Below are 17636 nucleotides of genomic sequence, written 5' to 3' on the forward strand. Positions count from 1 at the left end.
GACTGTGGCTGAGATGGCACCTATTTCTTTATATTATGGTTTTAATATCATGAGCTTATCAGCAAAGCCTGTTCAAGCCTTTGCGCTTGGCTGGCGGGTATTACTTGCCCTGGTTGGCGGATTTGCGATTGCTAACCTCGCCGCCATAGCCATTTCTCAATTACCCGGGGATAACAAAGTGGATGGCATCGTTGCCGGTATGATGTGGAGTTTTGTTGTTTATACACTGGTCGTGATCAGTGTATTTACAGTCAGAACGGCATGGCGTGCAACTTTGCTGGTATCGACGCTAATAGCCTTGCTGTATGGCCTAATCCACTTACTTTCTGTATCGGAGGCACTATGAAAGCAAGGTTTAGACAGTCCATGGGCTGGCTGCACACCTGGAGCGGCGTGGTGTTTGCCTGGTTATTGTATTTTATCTTTGTGACTGGCAGCGTCGGTTATTTCGAAAACGAAATTGACCGCTGGATGAAGCCCGAAATTGTCATAAGCAATGATGTTTCGGACAAACAAGCCATTGATTTGGCGATGGCACAGCTTGGCGAACACGCTGATGATGCATCTCAGTGGTATGTGAGCCTGCCTACCTCGCGGGATCCTTACATCGAAATCTCCTGGTTACAGCCCGGCGACCCAGAGAAACAGGTCCGTCGTCAATGGTATGAGAAGCCGCTTGACCCATATACGGGAGACATTACGTCTATCCGGGATACTAGTGGCGGAGAAACTCTGTACCGGCTGCACTATAACTTGCATTACGTGCCGCCGCTGGTGGGTTATATCCTGACCAGCCTGGCAGGCATGCTCATGTTAATTGGTTTGGTGACCGGGGTGATCATTCACAGGAAGATTTTTGCTGAGTTTTTTACTTTTCGAAGTGCAAAAGGCCTGCGTTCCTGGCTGGATATTCACAATGTCTTCAGTGTGTTGCCATTGCCGTTTCATTTAATGATCACCTACAGCGGCGTTATGTTGCTCATGGGAGTGACCATGTCCAAGGTCATTGATAGCCAGTATGGTGAAGGCAGGCAAATGCATCGTCAGTTTTATGATGCTTCTCAGCTGGAGGATTACACCACCCTAAACACTGAGATTTTGCCAGCCCAGTTAACTGTAGATACGGCACTGTCTGATGCAAAACGGCGAGTGACCGATCAGGCGGTCAACTTTGTCGGTGTCATTGGCAGGGGTACTGACACTGAACACATAGAGATCTGGTTTGAAACCAGTGAAGGGGTTGAGTTTGCCTCATTGCTCAAGTACCACGCCCGCGCAGAGCGGGTTGAAGTTGAGATAGCTACCGGCAAAGCCGGACGGGCTGCGGCTGTGTATGACCTGCTTGAGCATCTTCACGAAGGCCTGTTTGCCGATATTTATTTGCGCTGGGTGTATTTTCTCTGTGGGTTATTTGGTGCGGCGATGATTGCCTCCGGAATGATCATCTGGCTAAAAAAGCAGGTGATGAAAGAGGTCACACCTTCATTACTCATTACTTTAATCGTCAGACTAAACAGAGGCGCTTTGCTGGGTCTGCCAATTGCGATTGGCTGTTATTTTCTAAGCAATCGACTGCTTGCGCCTGATATGCCAGACCGGGCTGCCTGGGAGATGCATGTGTTGTTTGCAGCATGGGGGCTGTGCTGTCTGTATTGTTTAATCAATCGGAGCCCGGAGCAGTGGTCAACTTTGCTTTGGAGCGCAGCACTGGTTTATTTTGCTATTCCTCTAGTCAATATGCTCACTACACACCACAGTGTCATAACCAGTCTGTTGAACGCAGACTGGTTGATGCTCGGTTTTGATCTCAGTATGTGGTTGTTTGCGGGCTGCTTTGGATTGGCGGCGACCGTCGTTTCTCGAAAACATAGAAGCTCCACTGTGGCTAAAAAGGAGCCGTTAGTATGCTGATCACTTCGATACTGATGATATTGTTGCTCGGTTTTGCGCTGCTCTGCGTGGCAATGCAGCGTAACTTTAGTCGGGTTGCCGCTCCATCTGTACACTTGTCTAAGCAGCGGTTGTGGTTATTGCGCATCAGTGGCACGGGTTTAAACCTGATCGCTTTGTTTGTCTGTGTTTTTGTCTGGGGCGTGTCACGGGGACTTGTGTACTGGTTTGGGAGTGCAACTATGGTCGTGTTTACGCTTGTTGTGATTTTGACATATCGTCCCAGGCTGCTTAGATGGCTTTGTAGATAAGTGGCGGGATGCGACAAAACATTCTTTTTATTAGAACAAACCTATCACTTTTTACGTAATTACGTTCTTAATCAGCTATGTAATCATGTCATTGGTCTACAGGCCTGCATGCCTATACTTAACGAAAGAAGTAATCAAACATGTTTAGTTGGTTAAAACAATGGTTGTTGGGGAGCCCTTCAACAGCACATGGAGAAATGAAGATGACAAAAGTACTGGTTTTATATTATTCAAGCTATGGCCACATCGAAACCATGGCAAATGCCGTTGCAGAGGGAGCTGGATCGGTCGATGGTGTTGAGGTAACCGTTAAACGTGTTGCTGAGTTAATGCCGGAAGAGGTAGCTAAGAATGCCGGGGTTAAGTTGGATCAGGCGGCTGAGATTGCCACTCCAGCAGAACTCGAAGGTTATGATGCCATTATTTTTGGTACCCCCACGCGATTTGGCAATATGGCGTCGCAAATGCGCAACTTTCTGGATCAAACCGGAGGTTTGTGGGCGGCAGGCAAACTGATTGGGAAGGTGGGCAGTGTGTTTACTTCAACGGGCACTGGTGGCGGTAACGAAACTACCATACAGTCATTTCATACCACTTTGTTCCATCACGGTATGGTGGTGGTTGGGTTACCTTATGCAGCGGTTGAGTTAACGGATATCTCAGAAGTCAGAGGCGGCTCACCATTGGGGGCTGCCTGTATTGCGGGGGCTGATGGCAGTCGTCAACCTTCAGATAAAGAACTCGCCCTGGCTAAGTTCCAGGGGCAGCATGTAGCGGGTATTGCTGCCAAATTAGCCTAAGGCAAAAAACATGGCGCAGCAAAAAGCCGCTGCGCATTTTGCTGATAGTTCGGTGTGAACAGGCTGTCGTTGCCAGGCTGAAAACACCCGCAGTTTTGCTCTAAAGCGCAGGAGAGCACCTGCCTCATCGTTGCACGCTTTCCTGTCACTCGATTTATCATATTGTATTCAATTTGTGTCACTGGGCAAGTATTGCTCCCAGGATGACACCATAAACGGATATTCTCCGGTAACATCAACCCTGCTGCGCCAGAATTGCATCGCGCCTGTGTTAATACCCTGATAGGTAAAAATCACGTCCGCGACTAATCTGTCGCCACTTTGGCTGGTTTCTACATTCACATTGACTAACTGGTAGCCATTGGGGTTTGGGCCGTCCCGGCGGCTTTGATAGCATAAATGGTAAGATTGCTGATAGATAGTCGGATTGTTGTATAGCGTATAATTGAGTGCGCGCGCTGCATCGGTATCGCCGGCGGATATATCGAGCGACGTGATCTCTGTTACCAGATTTTGAAATTGTTCTTTGCCATGGTTATCTCCATGCGACAGCTCACCAAATGGGAGTGCACTGACTGGCACTATGGCCTGTACCAGTATGGTGTTGAGGGGCTGCACTTGCCCAATAACCACTACTTGCGCCGCTTCATCATTTTGTGTCCGCCCAAGTGCTGTAATGCACTGTGTAAGCAGTTCATCGGTTGGGATGAGCAGGGTATACATTTGTTCATTGTACCGATTGTCTAACAGCCACTGCATGCCAGAGGCAATATAACGGTTTTTTGCCAGGCTCAGCCCTTTAAACAGTGTTTGGTATAGCTGGTTATTTCGGTTTAATCGTTGTAATGCGATGTCATCATTGATGTTCTCGAGCATAGGTAACTGGGTTTCGTTATTGCCCATCAGGCTATTCTGATAGAGTTCTTTTTCCAGGTTTAGATTGGGGAACTTGGCGTTTATAAATCCAACGGCATAGGCAAACTGGGTACTTTGTAGTGGCGTGTGTGTATTGGGATCTGCTACAAACATACGCTGCGCTGTCTGAGTGTGAAGTAATGGCGTATTTTGCTGTTCTGTAATAGTGAGAGTCATATGGCCTCCTTAATTACTTTTTGCAAACGGCGAAAGCCGCGATGAGACAAAAGGATACTGATTGGTGACGTCAATGCTACAGGCGTAACGCATACGCTCTGAATTGGTCAGGATAAACTCAAAACTCTGCCGCACAGGTTCTGCATTTGAAGGCTGAACATGAATAGCTTGCACATCCTTCAACAATAAAGTCCGCTCGTTAGTGACCACAATCTGATAGAAATGACTTAAAAAATAGTTACTGGCCCTGTCTTTAGCACTTAAACCCACATTGGGTTTCAGGGCGGGTAATGGCAATTGGCTGTTAGCGTGTTGGCCGTCCGTTAATGTCGGTGCTGTGATATCTGCACTGTTAATCAGGTGCTTAACACAGACCATAGGCAAGGCGGTGCCATCGCCGTAATAAGGGACATCGATCCCGGTCATTTGGCCATTAACAATGTAGGCTGTTTGCGTCTGGCTGGTGGTATTGATGAGCGCATCCAGCTGGGTTGGCGTATCGGGGATGAGGACGTAAGTATCGACCAGGTTAATTGTCAGTACCCAGGTTGCCTGTTGTGCCAGGTATAAAAATGGCCGATAGGTCAGTTGTGGCTGATTGTCAGTCTTTACCTGGTAATTAAATACGGTGTGAAAATCGTCCGGGTTGGCTTTGATTGATTGTGCCGCAGCTTCATATTGTTTTTCGAGGTTTAAGGTTGGGAAGCTGGGCTGTATTTTGCCAATTGCATAGACAAGCTCACCGCTATCATACTCTGCAATGCGCTGCACAGGGGCTAAATGGTTAGTAGGCGTATTCATTATGGGTTTCCTTAGCCGAAAATCTGTCGCTATATAGTCTGAAGCGGCAGGAATGACTGTATTTCTGTATTGATAAATGGATACAGGCCACTGACATCGACCCGACAGAAATAATAATGGTGTTTGGTTGAGGTATTTTCTTTGTAAGTCAGAGTGATATCTACTATCCGGTGATCAGACAACGCATCAAACCGGCTGAACGTGATACTGACAAGAGATGCACTGGGGAGCGAATTGGACCCAGCGTGCATTTTATGCGTTTGTGCATAGATATCGGGGTATCGAAAGGCAATGAAGTTTTTGGCTCTGTCGAAATCGTTACGACCCGGATTCGGTTCCACTTCCAGCTCTCTGATGACGTCCTGAATGGCGTTGGTCTCAGCCCTCGATATTTTTTGAATGGTATGGTGTAGCTCAGATAAGGTGTGATGATAGATTTGCTGACAGACAACTTCTGGTAAGTCCAACGCGCTATGGCTGCTGGTGATATGGCCAATCACACAGGTATAAACTGGTTCCAGCGTATTTTTGGGGGGCTGCAATGCCTCAATCAGCGCTTGTAACTCGGCGGGCGCAGCCGGGTTTAACACATAGCTGTGCACTTGCTTGACTGACAATACCCAGTCTACTTGCTCTGCCAGATATAAATACTTGTTTCTTGAGGGGCTATCAATCGGTTGCGAGAGGTTGGTAAATACCGCGTAGTAGGCTTTTTCGTCAACACCTAACTCCATCGCTGCACTGAGAAATTGTCGCTTTATCCCTTCGTTGGGAAATACTATGTCTACCTGGCCCAGTGCATAAATGTAGTCATAGGAGTTACCTTGCAGTGTTTTCTCTGCCTGCTGTTCATCTGGCTGGCGCTGAACAGGCAGTTCGTTGTTTTGTGATGGTTCGCTCATTGTGTCATGCGTTTGCTCTGCGCCCAACTGAGTGTCTAGCTCAACCTCTGGATTGCTTTGCTGCACAACTGAGTTATTTTCAGGCTGGGAAGGTGGGTCAACAGCTGCGCCGTCAGTATTCAATTCATTCATAATCTTCTCTCTGGGAGTGCAGAAGTGCTGATGGAGCTCAGCACTTCACTGAGTGACAATGTCACTACATTCAATCGGTTAAATACAGGTCTTGAGAATGATTAACTGCCCAGGATCTTTGTAGTCGCAATCCCTGTTGTTGCGGTGTCAATTGAATATAGAGTGGTGACGCCCATGGTTGTCGCGGCCTGTGCGGTTACAGCCATTTGTTGCTGTGCAGTGGTTGCATTATGTGCTGCGTTGGCGAGTGCCTGAGAGGTGGCCTGAAACAGGTTACCCATTGACATTGCTGGCGCATCACCAAGCACTTTTACATTAGCCTGAGTAACAGAATCTGTGATTTGGTCGTTAACTGAAGTTGGAAATGCCATTGATTTATTCCTTAATGGTTAGTTGCTGTTTTGCGTTAATAAGTAAGGAATAATTTAGCCTGTTGTGATGCGCTTGTTTTGGTTTAACTTATTGAGCTAATGGTATATTTCATGACATTTCAGGCACTCTGTTTTAACAGTGTATCGTCGGTTTTTATTACCAGGCTTGTCCGGGTTGAGTATTTATGAATATTGACAGAGAAGTAAAGTAGCCCTGATACGGGGCTCCATATTTCCACGCAACAGGGCTAGCAACTCAATTGACATTTCCAACAGGTGTTGGCGTTTCTAACTATACCTCTGGGTGCTTTTACCAACTTGGTAAAAGTTACGATTAGTGCAAAAGAGGCGTCGTGTATTGAGATCACGATGCGCATCTCTCAATGTGGACCTTGCTCACACTCTTACCATCTTAACTGGGTTTGATGATCTGACAGGCGAGCCACCCCGTCTTTGATATCTTCAAGCTGTATCTCGTTACGGTTCTGTGCTAACAGTCTGAGCGAGACAAAGCGCAGCACATTAATGATGTCGGCGCCACTGAGCGGATATTGCTGCGAGAGCTTGGACAGACATACATCTGGTGACAAACGAGATTTGGCGCACAGTCCGCTTTGCCATATTTCTAAGCGTTGCTCTGCTTTTGGAGCCTGAAACTCCACAATGGACTCAAAACGACGGAAAAACGCATCGTCTATGTTGTCTTTGTAATTGGAAGCAAGGATCACAACGCCGTTAAAGTGTTCGATACGTTGCAATAAGTAGGCAACGTTTTGGTTGGCAAACTGGTCGTTTGATGAGCTGGTTTGCAGACGTTTACCAAACAGTGCATCGGCTTCATCAAAAAACAGGATCCAATCTCGGTGCTCTGCCAGGCTGAATAACTGTTCGAGGTTTTTTTCTGTTTCGCCTATGTATTTTGAGGTAGTGAGCGACAGGTCTACTTTATACACTTTTTTATTCAGTGCCTTACCCAGTACACTGGCGGTGAGGGTTTTACCTGTGCCTGGTGGACCATGGAAAAGTGCCCGATACCCGGGTCTGATCTGTCGGCCAATTTTCCAGTGTGAACGCAGCGTCTCGCCATGCTGCACCCAATCTACGATTTCATTGAGCTGTGCACTGGTGGTCTCGGGGAGTTTTAAATCGGTCCATTCAAGCACAGTATTTACAAGGCTGGCCGGAAAGTGATGACTGGTTTCTGGCTGGTAAGGCTCACCTGTGGTAAACAGTTGCACATATTCGGGCTTCAGTGTGAGTGCGGTATGTAACACAGGGCGTTCAGCCTGATCTGGCTCCGGGCGCAATATGCTTTTGAGGAGTGTGCTGGTATTTAGCTGCTCCAGAACCTCTAATTGTGTGCTCAGTTGGGTCCCGCTTAGCAAAAAAGCGGCGGTGGCCCCCGTAGCCAATAGGCTGCCCTGAGTCTCTACAACACCAAATTCAGTAAAGGGCCGGTTAGTTTGCTCATTCACTGACATGAATACATCAAACAGCAGAGGTTTCACTATCGGAACCAGCGCCAGAATGATTAACAGTCGTTCAGTGGTGTTAGGGTGCTTTGAATGCATAAAGCCTGAGAAAGGCGTCTCTGTGTTGCTCCATGAGGGCGGTACTGGCAGTGTCTCGTGAATGGCATTGGGCAATATGGTACGTGCTGTCTCTGCATTTTTTTCCAGGGGGCCAAAATATTGAGTAACCCGATACTGAATCATGCGTTCCAGCCAGTTACATTCCTGTTCTAAGGTCATGGCATTGAGTTGTGCAAGAGACATTGTGTTTTCTGAATCATTGATCGCGGGTTGCCACATAGCATATTCCTCATAAGTATCACAAAGCGTGTCATACTTTAGCGGTAACTGCTGATTCCGGGCTCAGTAGCTATCAGGTTTTTTTTGGTAAAACTGACTGAATTGATAGTGATTTATGCATTACATTGGCTGGATTTGCCCAACTTGTATCACGAGTAATGGATGGGATCAGTATCACACTATCGGGCAATAATGGGTAAAGCCCGAGATGTTGATTGTGTTCAATTAAGTCCATAGGTTGCACACCAGCGCCCTGTATCAGCCCGTCACAAATGCTTTGCAATGTAACGCCCTTTGTAATTCTCATCGGATAGCTCCCCTTTGCTCTATAAAAAGGGATCCTGATAGTGATGTTTGACACTAATGGTTGAGTTGAGAGGGCAGGGTTAAGATGTGTTATGTCGGCAGGGGTTATGCCTGCGCTGCCCCGAATTGACATACAAATGGTGGCCACTGAATCACCCGGTTGAACAACATACTTTAAAGCTATATTCACGCTTTATTGCCTGCGCTAAGAGCAGGAAAGGCTGTTCCTTCCTGCTCAGCGAGTTAGAGCAAAGTTTACTGAATGGCCCAGTAAATGGGGTTGGCACCCGTATTGTCCCCTATCGAAATTGAACGAACAGAAGTACCATTGCTGGCATCTTCAAAGGGGGTATAAGTGGACTCCAGCACGCGTCCGTTGGTTTGCTGTTGCTGTTGAACTTCGTCTCCCAGAATGCCAACAGAATAGCCGGACTGAAAGATTTGATGCTCGATATTGCGGATTTGGTCCGATTTCGCGCCATTCTCACTACTGAGCAATTGTAACCACACTGTGGTGCCGATTGGGATCAAGGCTGCACTGAGTTTATCGAGTACTTGTGTGGCAATGACGGATGCGGCATCGTTAGAAGCAGGAATTTTGGATACATCTAGGTTGTACACAGGCATTAACGCCAAGCCGTATCCATGCTTGCTGCTGGGGCCGGTAATTCGATTGGTTTCTTGCGCACTCAGTGGTACATCCCAATCACTGTCTCCTGTATTCAGGTTTCGCATGCAAAAGCTGTTACCTTCACTTTTGTACTTTTCAGCGATACCAGGCGTGATGGTACCATTATAGATAAAGCCTTTGGCGTGGGCCGTCGCCTGCATCGAAAACGCCAGGTCTGGATCGGGTAAGTTGGTCACTCTGACATAGCTGGGATCGTCTTTGGACCCCGTAGGTTTATTCGTGCTCATATTAAATTCTCTTTATTAAGTTGGTTGGGAATAACGATGAAAAAACCAAGTAACCTGATTGGTTGTTTTAACTATACGAGAGGCTGGTTTTACCAACTTGGTAAAAGCCGCTTTTCGATCGGTAGAAAGCCTCATTCGACCCCAAAATAAAAAGGGTCTCCAAATACACGGGAGACCCATGACTTACTCGACTATCGAATAAGTTAAGTTTAGCTATTCAGGGTCTTGTTCATTGCTTTACCCCATTGACCATCGATATCGCTGTCAATCTTCCAGCCCATTACGCCACCGAATGAAATACCTTGTTTCTGAGCCTCAAACAGAATGGCGGCCAGTTTATCTTCGCTGATATAGCCGGTAGCACCAGCGCTACCTACATCGGCGCTGGTGATTGGTTTTCCAACTATGAGTTTTTCGCCAGGAATGCCGTTCGCCGAGATACTTTCGATGGCGGTATTATTAGCAGCACCATCGTAGGTTTCCGGGAAAATTTTGTTAAATGTATCATAGGCCTGATAAGCATCATTGCCCTGGTTGTAGTACTGAATATTATAAAAGTTAATACAACCCTGAGTCATGGCCTCCAGCTGACCATAGCCAGCTTGGCCCTGTGCATGGAAGTATGGAGCCTGAGGTGCGTGACTAATAATCAGTGATTTTTGATTTTCACTGGCGTATTGACTGGCTGCATTGGTAGCAGCTGCGAGCCAGGGTAAGCTGGTAGCAAAGTCGTAGATGTTTTCGATGTCAAAGTCGACGCCATCATAGCCATGATCCAGTGCATATTTAGCCAATGCAAGTCCATATTCCCGGGCGTTATCTGTATTACCGAAATCCGGTGTATAGGTACCGCCACCCGCAGCAAGCATGCACTTCTTGCCTTGTGACTGAACATACTTGATGAGTGCGTTGTTGTTAGCTACTGCGGCTTCGGCAGCGCCGGCGACACCTTGTTCTGGGTCAACCCAGAATGAAAATAAAACGTGGGTGTACCCTTCAATTCTACTACTCAATTCATCCTGGGTGACCCAGCCATTAAAATATCCGACAACTTGTTTTGTGCTCATGATAAGCTCCTTTTGGCGTACATTATATACTTTTGATAAATGGTGATGAGTGATGTCCAGCGTGGCCGAACGCGTTTATTGAACCTGAATTGGCGTCGATATCGTTTTTTGCGTGCCGCTCGGCAGGTCGATTTATGTCCTCCAAAGGCCCCGATTTTATTGACATTACGAACAGGGTTAGTGACGACTGTTGCTGTACACTGAGGAGTAGCCAGATTGGTGTAAACGATGCGATGTTATCTGGATAAAACACGGCCCTCATCTGACTTTGATCCTTAATCTGTACGGGGTTGACGATAAATGACCCCAAAAGGCTAGAGGAATTTGGTGCTGTGAGTTATTACAGCTTAATTACAGAGGGCCCTGATAGCTTCTGAGCCCTTGTTCTATCGCACTTGGTGTATGCAATAGTTGCATATAACTTATCTTCTGTAGTATCCCAGCGCGCCGCCATATTGTTCTCGGTCAGCGTTCACTGAGCCGTCAACCGTGTCTAAGTACTCGTTAACAATGCGGTATGCCAGCGCAGCGCCTGGCTCATCACCACCGAGCGCTAATTCGGCTTCAATTGCATTCCAGGCACCTCTTGCATTGCCACTGAGTTGATACCTCATCTGAGCAAACGCGTTTTCGGCTGCTGTTCTTCTTGCTGCTTGTCTTTGCAATTCTGCAAGGCGCAGTGCCTCAATCCTCTGTCGCTCAGCGGCGCGCTGCGCTTCAAGCTGCCTCTGTTCTTCACGCATGTCATCCAGGTTAGACTGCCCGAGACGATCTGCGCCCGTGTCTGGCCCCAGTGAAAATCCGTTTAGCATTCTTTGTGCTGTTTTTTGCAAGGGGGTATTAGTGTTGCTGTCTCTTGCCTTTGCGGATATCTCTGTGAGAGACGGATTGTTTAAAAGTCTGGTTCTTCTTTTATTTTTAAGCACGTTCTGAGCAACAGAGTTAATAATCACGCTGTTCTGTTTCATTGCATGTTTATACATGTCTTTAATCCTGTTTAAAGTAGATACAAGTGATTGTTGTGATTGCCTGTGAGCTATTTAATCAGCCCATACTTTGTCAGCCCCATTTTCCAACACAACACTTTGAAACCTGTTGGCTTCATGGGGATCTGCGATGTCAGGCCAGGCTGTGGCTAATTCAGGGATCGATAAAGCGTTATCGTGTCATTTAACCTCCTGTCTGTTTGGTGTTTTTTACTATAGGCAGAAGGTAAGAGCGGGGCTTGGTATTAGATAGGGTTTCATTGGTATCTTTTAGGGTGGCTTGTATTGGCAGTTTGATTATTGGGACTTAATCAAACACCTTATCCTTAATTTCTCTGATGTTTGTTAATTTTAATTTGGTTGCGCCTTTGGGAGACCACGAGACTTCTTTTCCATACACAGACGACCATGTTGTGAAGTCCTGTTTGATTGGCAAACCGCCATCTTGACCTGTTGCATCTGATGTCAGAGTAAACTCCATGACTGTGAGATAATTTTTGATCAAGTTTTGCTCGTACTTATTCATGCCTGCGCGCTTAACGAACTTCGCATTGACCTGATGTTGAGTTTCATTACCGTCTGTCTGTTTACCCCACGCAATCGCATCGGCCTCGTTCAAGCTTGTATAAAATCCCCGGTACTTGTTTGTTTGAATGCCATTTTGGATGATGGATAGCGCATTATACTTGCTGGTTGCATGATAGAACTTTTGGCCTTTGTTGAGTGCTTCGCTTATCTTCGTGGCTTTTTCCAAATTAAGATCGAGAAACATACACTGTGTTGTCGGTTTTATCGTTGAAATATCATCTGTGTCAGGTGTTACATTTTTGATTGCGCGATTACGAAATGTCAGCCTGGCATTTTGAGGTCGGGCACCTTTGCCGGGCTTAGGTTGGTAAAGTCTCATGATGTTGTCCCATTGCATTTTTTCTTACTTTAAATCGATTTTGCAAGATGGGATTGGTTAATCATCTGTATTGATTGGTATTTATTAGGAAGCAAACACGGAGCAATGTGTTCTCGACAATGAAGCGTTAGTTTATGTGCGTATTGAGTAGATATGGAGGTCATAATTTTGTGTTGTCGAAACTGATATTTGACACTGTGCTTTTCTTGAAAGAATGGTAGAGAAAGTCAGAGAAAAGTTCAATTATTTCAGATTAAATACCAATTTTACCCTCCTCAGAAATTTATAATAACAGCATATGGCACAGTGTTATGGCTTGGGGGAGCGGCCAGAATCGTTTGAAGTCGAAAACCAAGTTGTAAGTTAAATCATGTCAAAAGCAATATAAACTATAAAAGGACGCAGGTATGTATGCACAATGTAAGATTCTGAAAGGGAATGGCCACAGGAGGGCATTAAGTTGTTTCATGCAAAAAAAAAGTAGAATTATACCAAACGGAAGCATACAAAAATCAATGCATAAATACGCCAAATATGCCGAAGAACTATCTAGTGACTTGACGGGTGAGGGGAAAATATTACAGGTTAAAGAAGGGCGGCTAAAGTACAAAGTCTTTGAATATGAGGGAGCAAGAATACTGGAAATAATGGACCTTATATCTGATCGGTTCACACAAGGGGCCGGGGTGCGTGTATTGAAAAAAGTAATGGAAATTGGCAAAGAAGCGGGGTGTAGTATCGTGCGCCTGATCGCAGAATCTTCGGGGCTCTATGGCAGGCCGGGACAGACTGAGTTGATAAAATGGTATGCAAACAGAGGCTTACACACTGTCAAACCGGGAGGCACATTCGGACGTTGGATGGTCGGAGAGATAGAAGAATGTCTGACGCTGATAAATGGTACGCTGGCGCGTTATAGTCGCGCACACCATAGTCAGGCATACAGTGGGAAATTACATGATTTACAGTCTTCATGAGCATAGAACATAGTTGCGTTTCAAGATCCTGCAACAGCGGTTATCCTTGTATGCAATTATCAGTACTTTCGAAGTGGAAACTCATCACAGCGAGTTCTGACTTAGATTTGCCAGCTCATTATCCGGTCAGCGTATGTTTTGAAGGAGGCTTAACTTAAGCCTGAATCGGGGCAGGTGTACCATACGCCTGCGGCCCAGTCTGTTTCAATTGCTATAGGTTATTTAAACTAAATAGAGAACTTTGAAGGTTCCGGGCGCATGCTACGTATTGTAGAAGTTCCGTCAGAGCTAACACCTTCGGCAGCTGAGATATTTGGTGTGCTATCATTGTCGTCCAGCTGAGCGTCCAGCATATCCTGCTCTTGGTCAAGATACTCCAGGTATAAGTTTCGAATTAAGTGTCTATATTGAGCCCTTGAGTGCCAAGTGTTGTCGTCTAGGCACTGTCTCGTGACAGCCCTTGCATGTGGATGACTGCGTGCCCATGCTTTTAGTGCGGGGTCATCGTTCAACAGACTAAAAGCCATACTCATTTGTTGTTCGCCGGTGTGGTTCCCTTCTCTGGAGTCCCAGTCTAGAGTTTTAATATACCTCTGTATGGTGCTTGTGGAGGTTGGTCTGCTATTTATCATGGTTTTGTTCGTTTGCCCTTTATCTGTAATTTCAAACCTTGGTTTCTGCATTTGTCTGGGTAAAATCGAACTTGCAACTATGCTACTTGTATAATGCTTGGGTTTCGTTTTTTGTGTATACATATATCAATCCTCTTGATATTGACTCTATCATTTTTTGGTCGCCTTTCTGTCTATAGCAGAGTGGCAAAGCTATAATGAAAATTCGCTATTTTATTATTTGTTATTTTTTTGTGTTTGGGTGTTTATACTATTTAAGTGGAAACTGTGCACGGCGTAAATAGCAACAAGTAAACACTATATTTGCACCTTTCTTTCGTTCTAACTCACCTGTATAAATTGTTGTGTCCAACGCTTCCTGAGTAACAGGTTCTGTGGTCTGTAATCGCATTTTGAGCAGCAGATTTGGCAATCTCGCTGTTTTTTTCTTTGCCTGTTTATACATATATTTTCCTTTTATATTGTGGTGTTAACCACATATAGGCTGAGTTAACTAACATTAACTTCAGTTGATATATTGGCTTTTTGTCATCCCCCTCTGTACATAAGGAGAACTTCGCCCAGCGCTGTTACTCTGAAACGGACATTTTCTTCACGGAGGCTGTTAATCATCTCTTGCTCATTTCCCCTAAAATGTTGCGCTAATTGTATGGCCCACCTTCTGTTGTGAGTTAATTCCTGGTTAATCATTGCCAGCAGTTGGCCATCAGTCAGCTCAGGGGCATTGTAAACACCCGGGTTGGGTACTTCGTAAAAATGGGTTTCCACTTCCATCGAGTTCAAAGCATTACTTGTTTCATCATTGACCAGTTGTCCGCCAGCACCGTTTAAGATATTGTCCGGGACAATGCCTCTGAGATATTGCAAACCAAAATCTGTAGCAAAGGTTTGGGGGGAGGGGTTTCCGAGGGTTGTCACAGAGGCATCACGCATTGGCCCAACTTGCTCATTGGTTTTTGCACCACCAATACCGACATTCCAGGGGTTATTAGACAGGCCATTGATAACTGCTTCTAAGTCTCTTGCGCCAGTTGGATGTAACAGTAATTGGAATAAGTCATCAGCCGTACCTAACCCGTGAGTGAGTGATTTTATCCAGTTCGAAACTTTGTTTAAGCCGCCCTGGTAGGTTGTCCATTCTCTGTGTTGATGCAGGTATTCAATGATTGCCCGCACGGAAGAGTCTGAAACATGGTGTGTTCGGGCCAAACCGCTTTCTTTTAATCCTTTGCCGTTTGCCAACGCACTGGCGCCTTTGAAATTCATACCTGTGAATTGCTGATTTTCAAGAATATGGTCAGTTAAGCTCGGTTTCATCGGTGTTCGTTTAAGTCCCATACCCAGTCCACTGTTTTTTGCTTCTTCATATACGTTTCCACCACCATGGGACGTATGATGCCCTTCGGGCATTTGCCATCGCCAGCTGCCTGAAGAGGGGGGGCGAAACGCAGTAATGCTCACCCCACTTCGTGTTGCGCGTGCAACGTAATCTGTTTCACTGGCTTGTGCTTCTTCAATTTGCGTGTGATCTCCACGTTGCTTTAACTCACTGACCTGCTGAGGTGTCAGCGGAGAACCGTCCAGGTGAACCAGTCTGCGTTGCATGGCTAACCTATTGCTTTGAAGTTGGTTTGAATGTGCAGCCGTCCTACTTTTTCTCTTTTTTGATTGTGAATCGAATATATACATGTCTAATGACCTGTTTGAAGTGGAGTGGACCTACGCTATGGTCGCCTCAGGGTTACCGGTGGTGAATACCACATGAATTTAGTGCAGCTTATAAACAGTGTACTGATGTACTTTACCCAAACCAGCTGTGATGTACTCATGCACTTTTTGGCTTGAAGAAGTTGGTTTGTGTGATTTTTGCACAGTGTCAGGGCTGGCCCCATTGGCAGATCCCTAGTGCCTAGGTTGACACCTGTGCCTTTTTCCACATTAGCCTGACGGCCGTTTAATAAGTTACGGCCGCATTGTTTCAATTGACTCTGTTAATCGTCGTTTTATAGGAAAGTATATTGTCTTGATTCAGGGTTACTATAAAGAATAGTGACAGGAGCCTCATCCCGTATTACCCATCCATTTTCAGATTTAGAGCCTTCAGTGAGATATTTCTTTTTTATCTTTACTATTACGATGCCACCTCTGTTAAATTGCTCTGCTATATTTAGGTCATTGGTATACTCAACCCAGTTTTTTCTTTTTTCTCTACTTTCCTGATCGATTAACGGTATTGTTTCATCCATTCCAACGGTTGCGACAACCATCTCTGTAGTAGGTGCAGCTACTTTCGGGTTTACTTTTCTACCTCCAGCGCTTTTGTTTTTCAAAACAGATTCATATTCTTTCATTGAATGCATGCCGCGGGCTAGCTTTACATAATCTTCTTTGCCAGCTTCCCTTATTTTTGTACTGCTGGTTAATAGCGGCAGGAGGCTATCGTGTTCCATCTTCATGTAGTCGGAGGTGCTATTTATCCCAATGTTTTCATCATTTTCTGTTTCTTGATATTTTCTAAAAACATTTGAGCTTTTCTTGAAACAAAAATAACCTCGTTTACGCTTTACTCCCGTATCTTCATATACTCTGGGATCAGGGTTGCCATTAACCCAAGTAAAAGAGCCATCACTGTTTTCAACCCAAAAATTACGCTGTATTACTGATCTATTCTCATTTTCACCTGCTGGCTTTTTTAAATGCTTACTTCCTGACCGACCATATTGGTTTTTTTCTGTTAATTCGCTTTTCTTTACTTGTAAATACATATACCAGTTTCCTTTTGTTAGATTTTAACCATTGCTATGGAAACCTCTGCATTACCGGTGACGGACGAACTCTTGTCTTATGGTTTGGCCTGCCATATCAGTTCTGCCTAAGTTCACTGCCATCTCGCCCCAATCTGTAGCCTGTTGCTCAAGCTTTGGATCATCATTCACCGCCACACCATTGACCTCTGTGGTGGGTTGCACCATGCCGAGCGCCTGCTGAGCAATATGCCCCAGTTCATGGGGCAGATGTTTCTCCTGGCCGGGCGACAGATAGATATCACGTCCTTGTGCATATGCGTGAGCTTGAACCAGAGCCGGTTTGGGTGAGTTGTAGTGCACCCGCACATTAGCCAGGTTCAAACCGGTGAGTTTTTCCATGCCTCGTCTCAGACGCGGCGGCAGGGCACTGCTATGTGGACTGCTCAGATACTTGCCCGATGCGGTTGCCTGACGAAGTTGCACTAAACCAGATCTTTGCAGTGCCAAATGACTGTGTTTGGTCAGGTATTGATAATGCGCCATAGTGTGTTCGTCCATCTCCGTTTCCTGCTCTTACTATAGGACGACAGGGGAGTAGGGGATTGGTATTAAGTCGGGTCTGATTGGTATTTACTATGGAGTGTCTTACAAAAAAGAGGTTTTGAGCGAGTAAAAAAGACCCGATCGGGTCGGGTACTTTGGTTGCGATTACTACAGGTTTTATTCGGTTGCAGCGACTGCCTGTGTAGCTTCTCGCTCTGCCTCTTCTGGTGTCACTGCAGAAGGAGGAGTGAAAGCTTGCTGGGCTACGCTCTGATCGGCGGCAACTACTGCGTTAGTTGCAACCTGCTCTGCTTGTTCAGGGGTTGAAGTGGTATAGCCTGTAGATTGTGCTGCGGTGTCGGCATCGGCCTGGGCTACAGCCTGCATTGCTTGTTGCTCGGCGTTTGATACTTCTTGTTCTGTCGTATTGGTCATGATGGATT

19 protein-coding genes are annotated in these 17636 nt (G+C 45.8%); 5 read left to right on the forward strand and 14 right to left on the reverse strand.

The features are described from left to right. Positions 1–49: 49 nt before the first annotated feature. The 4 genes from QNM19_RS00525 to wrbA all read left to right on the forward strand — a co-directional run bounded on the left by QNM19_RS00525 (position 50) and on the right by wrbA (position 3001). Positions 50–346, forward strand: a complete 297-nt coding sequence (locus QNM19_RS00525) for a hypothetical protein (RefSeq protein ID WP_156202450.1) — start codon at positions 50–52, stop codon at positions 344–346. After that, the gene (locus QNM19_RS00530) at positions 343–1911 is read left to right on the forward strand and encodes a PepSY-associated TM helix domain-containing protein (protein WP_284026164.1); all 1569 of its coding nucleotides are present in this window, start codon (positions 343–345) and stop codon (positions 1909–1911) included. Before QNM19_RS00525 ends, QNM19_RS00530 begins: the two co-directional genes overlap by 4 nt. Continuing rightward, positions 1905–2201 (forward strand): DUF3325 domain-containing protein, encoded by a 297-nt coding sequence (locus QNM19_RS00535; protein WP_049866094.1) that lies wholly within the window; start codon positions 1905–1907, stop codon positions 2199–2201. The genes QNM19_RS00530 and QNM19_RS00535 overlap by 7 nt, the downstream gene beginning before the upstream one ends. Before the next feature lie 203 nt (positions 2202–2404). Next, positions 2405–3001, forward strand: coding sequence for an NAD(P)H:quinone oxidoreductase (wrbA, locus tag QNM19_RS00540; protein ID WP_284026165.1), 597 nt, complete (start codon positions 2405–2407; stop codon positions 2999–3001). Positions 3002–3169: 168 nt separating this feature from the next. Here wrbA and QNM19_RS00545 read toward each other — a convergent pair whose 3' ends face one another. The 9 genes from QNM19_RS00545 to QNM19_RS00585 form a co-directional block, all read right to left on the reverse strand. After that, positions 3170–4093: a cyanobactin maturation protease PatG family protein gene (locus tag QNM19_RS00545; RefSeq protein ID WP_049864077.1), complete on the reverse strand. Its 924-nt coding sequence runs from the start codon at positions 4091–4093 to the stop codon at positions 3170–3172. A 9-nt stretch (positions 4094–4102) separates the two neighbouring features. After that, positions 4103–4894 carry a hypothetical protein gene (locus QNM19_RS00550; protein WP_049864076.1) on the reverse strand — a complete coding sequence of 264 codons (792 nt, stop codon included), beginning with the start codon at positions 4892–4894 and terminating at the stop codon, positions 4103–4105. 29 nt (positions 4895–4923) lie between these two features. Then, complete coding sequence (locus tag QNM19_RS00555) at positions 4924–5928, reverse strand: cyanobactin maturation protease PatG family protein (RefSeq protein WP_284026166.1); 1005 nt, start codon at positions 5926–5928, stop codon at positions 4924–4926. A gap of 101 nt (positions 5929–6029) precedes the next feature. Beyond that, entirely contained in the window at positions 6030–6299 is a 270-nt protein-coding gene (locus tag QNM19_RS00560) for a RebB family R body protein (protein WP_049864075.1), read from the reverse strand. A gap of 404 nt (positions 6300–6703) precedes the next feature. Beyond that, entirely contained in the window at positions 6704–8110 is a 1407-nt protein-coding gene (locus QNM19_RS00565; RefSeq protein ID WP_049864074.1) for an ATP-binding protein, read from the reverse strand. A gap of 561 nt (positions 8111–8671) precedes the next feature. Next, positions 8672–9334 carry a hypothetical protein gene (locus QNM19_RS00570; RefSeq protein ID WP_284026167.1) on the reverse strand — a complete coding sequence of 221 codons (663 nt, stop codon included), beginning with the start codon at positions 9332–9334 and terminating at the stop codon, positions 8672–8674. Positions 9335–9543: 209 nt separating this feature from the next. Further along, a complete protein-coding gene (locus tag QNM19_RS00575; protein ID WP_049864072.1) occupies positions 9544–10401 on the reverse strand; it encodes a glycosyl hydrolase family 18 protein in 858 nt (285 codons plus the stop codon). A 422-nt stretch (positions 10402–10823) separates the two neighbouring features. Then, positions 10824–11213 carry a hypothetical protein gene (locus QNM19_RS00580; protein WP_156202234.1) on the reverse strand — a complete coding sequence of 130 codons (390 nt, stop codon included), beginning with the start codon at positions 11211–11213 and terminating at the stop codon, positions 10824–10826. A 481-nt stretch (positions 11214–11694) separates the two neighbouring features. Beyond that, the gene (locus QNM19_RS00585) at positions 11695–12294 is read right to left on the reverse strand and encodes a hypothetical protein (protein ID WP_156202233.1); all 600 of its coding nucleotides are present in this window, start codon (positions 12292–12294) and stop codon (positions 11695–11697) included. A gap of 515 nt (positions 12295–12809) precedes the next feature. On the opposite strand from QNM19_RS00585, the gene QNM19_RS00590 reads away from it, so the two are divergent. Then, entirely contained in the window at positions 12810–13271 is a 462-nt protein-coding gene (locus QNM19_RS00590) for a hypothetical protein (RefSeq protein WP_156202232.1), read from the forward strand. A gap of 882 nt (positions 13272–14153) precedes the next feature. On the opposite strand, the gene QNM19_RS00595 is transcribed toward QNM19_RS00590, so the two are convergent. The 5 genes from QNM19_RS00595 to QNM19_RS00615 all read right to left on the reverse strand — a co-directional run bounded on the left by QNM19_RS00595 (position 14154) and on the right by QNM19_RS00615 (position 17628). After that, positions 14154–14348 carry a hypothetical protein gene (locus tag QNM19_RS00595; protein WP_049864067.1) on the reverse strand — a complete coding sequence of 65 codons (195 nt, stop codon included), beginning with the start codon at positions 14346–14348 and terminating at the stop codon, positions 14154–14156. A gap of 83 nt (positions 14349–14431) precedes the next feature. Further along, entirely contained in the window at positions 14432–15508 is a 1077-nt protein-coding gene (locus tag QNM19_RS00600) for a hypothetical protein (RefSeq protein ID WP_284026168.1), read from the reverse strand. A gap of 398 nt (positions 15509–15906) precedes the next feature. Beyond that, positions 15907–16668, reverse strand: a complete 762-nt coding sequence (locus QNM19_RS00605) for a DUF4765 family protein (RefSeq protein ID WP_049864064.1) — start codon at positions 16666–16668, stop codon at positions 15907–15909. Between the two features lie 51 nt (positions 16669–16719). Beyond that, complete coding sequence (locus QNM19_RS00610; RefSeq protein WP_049864063.1) at positions 16720–17208, reverse strand: eCIS core domain-containing protein; 489 nt, start codon at positions 17206–17208, stop codon at positions 16720–16722. Positions 17209–17370: 162 nt separating this feature from the next. Beyond that, positions 17371–17628, reverse strand: a complete 258-nt coding sequence (locus QNM19_RS00615) for a hypothetical protein (RefSeq protein WP_049864062.1) — start codon at positions 17626–17628, stop codon at positions 17371–17373. Positions 17629–17636 lie beyond the last annotated feature (8 nt).

This window comes from Pseudoalteromonas ardens (assembly GCF_030125445.1).
Lineage (GTDB): Bacteria > Pseudomonadota > Gammaproteobacteria > Enterobacterales > Alteromonadaceae > Pseudoalteromonas > Pseudoalteromonas ardens.

Excerpts from the sequence above, each read along its gene's own strand:
- QNM19_RS00580 (WP_156202234.1), bottom strand. The coding sequence starts at position 11,213 with ATGCTAAACGGATTTTCACTGGGGCCAGACACGGGCGCAGATCGTCTC.
- QNM19_RS00560 (WP_049864075.1), bottom strand. The coding sequence starts at position 6,299 with ATGGCATTTCCAACTTCAGTTAACGACCAAATCACAGATTCTGTTACT.
- QNM19_RS00530 (WP_284026164.1), top strand. The coding sequence starts at position 343 with ATGAAAGCAAGGTTTAGACAGTCCATGGGCTGGCTGCACACCTGGAGC.
- QNM19_RS00605 (WP_049864064.1), bottom strand. The coding sequence starts at position 16,668 with ATGTATTTACAAGTAAAGAAAAGCGAATTAACAGAAAAAAACCAATAT.
- QNM19_RS00570 (WP_284026167.1), bottom strand. The coding sequence starts at position 9,334 with ATGAGCACGAATAAACCTACGGGGTCCAAAGACGATCCCAGCTATGTC.
- QNM19_RS00525 (WP_156202450.1), top strand. The coding sequence starts at position 50 with ATGAGCTTATCAGCAAAGCCTGTTCAAGCCTTTGCGCTTGGCTGGCGG.
- QNM19_RS00535 (WP_049866094.1), top strand. The coding sequence starts at position 1,905 with ATGCTGATCACTTCGATACTGATGATATTGTTGCTCGGTTTTGCGCTG.
- wrbA (WP_284026165.1), top strand. The coding sequence starts at position 2,405 with ATGACAAAAGTACTGGTTTTATATTATTCAAGCTATGGCCACATCGAA.
- QNM19_RS00590 (WP_156202232.1), top strand. The coding sequence starts at position 12,810 with ATGCATAAATACGCCAAATATGCCGAAGAACTATCTAGTGACTTGACG.
- QNM19_RS00615 (WP_049864062.1), bottom strand. The coding sequence starts at position 17,628 with ATGACCAATACGACAGAACAAGAAGTATCAAACGCCGAGCAACAAGCA.
- QNM19_RS00545 (WP_049864077.1), bottom strand. The coding sequence starts at position 4,093 with ATGACTCTCACTATTACAGAACAGCAAAATACGCCATTACTTCACACT.
- QNM19_RS00585 (WP_156202233.1), bottom strand. The coding sequence starts at position 12,294 with ATGAGACTTTACCAACCTAAGCCCGGCAAAGGTGCCCGACCTCAAAAT.
- QNM19_RS00600 (WP_284026168.1), bottom strand. The coding sequence starts at position 15,508 with ATGCAACGCAGACTGGTTCACCTGGACGGTTCTCCGCTGACACCTCAG.
- QNM19_RS00555 (WP_284026166.1), bottom strand. The coding sequence starts at position 5,928 with ATGAATGAATTGAATACTGACGGCGCAGCTGTTGACCCACCTTCCCAG.
- QNM19_RS00575 (WP_049864072.1), bottom strand. The coding sequence starts at position 10,401 with ATGAGCACAAAACAAGTTGTCGGATATTTTAATGGCTGGGTCACCCAG.
- QNM19_RS00595 (WP_049864067.1), bottom strand. The coding sequence starts at position 14,348 with ATGTATAAACAGGCAAAGAAAAAAACAGCGAGATTGCCAAATCTGCTG.
- QNM19_RS00565 (WP_049864074.1), bottom strand. The coding sequence starts at position 8,110 with ATGTGGCAACCCGCGATCAATGATTCAGAAAACACAATGTCTCTTGCA.
- QNM19_RS00610 (WP_049864063.1), bottom strand. The coding sequence starts at position 17,208 with ATGGACGAACACACTATGGCGCATTATCAATACCTGACCAAACACAGT.
- QNM19_RS00550 (WP_049864076.1), bottom strand. The coding sequence starts at position 4,894 with ATGAATACGCCTACTAACCATTTAGCCCCTGTGCAGCGCATTGCAGAG.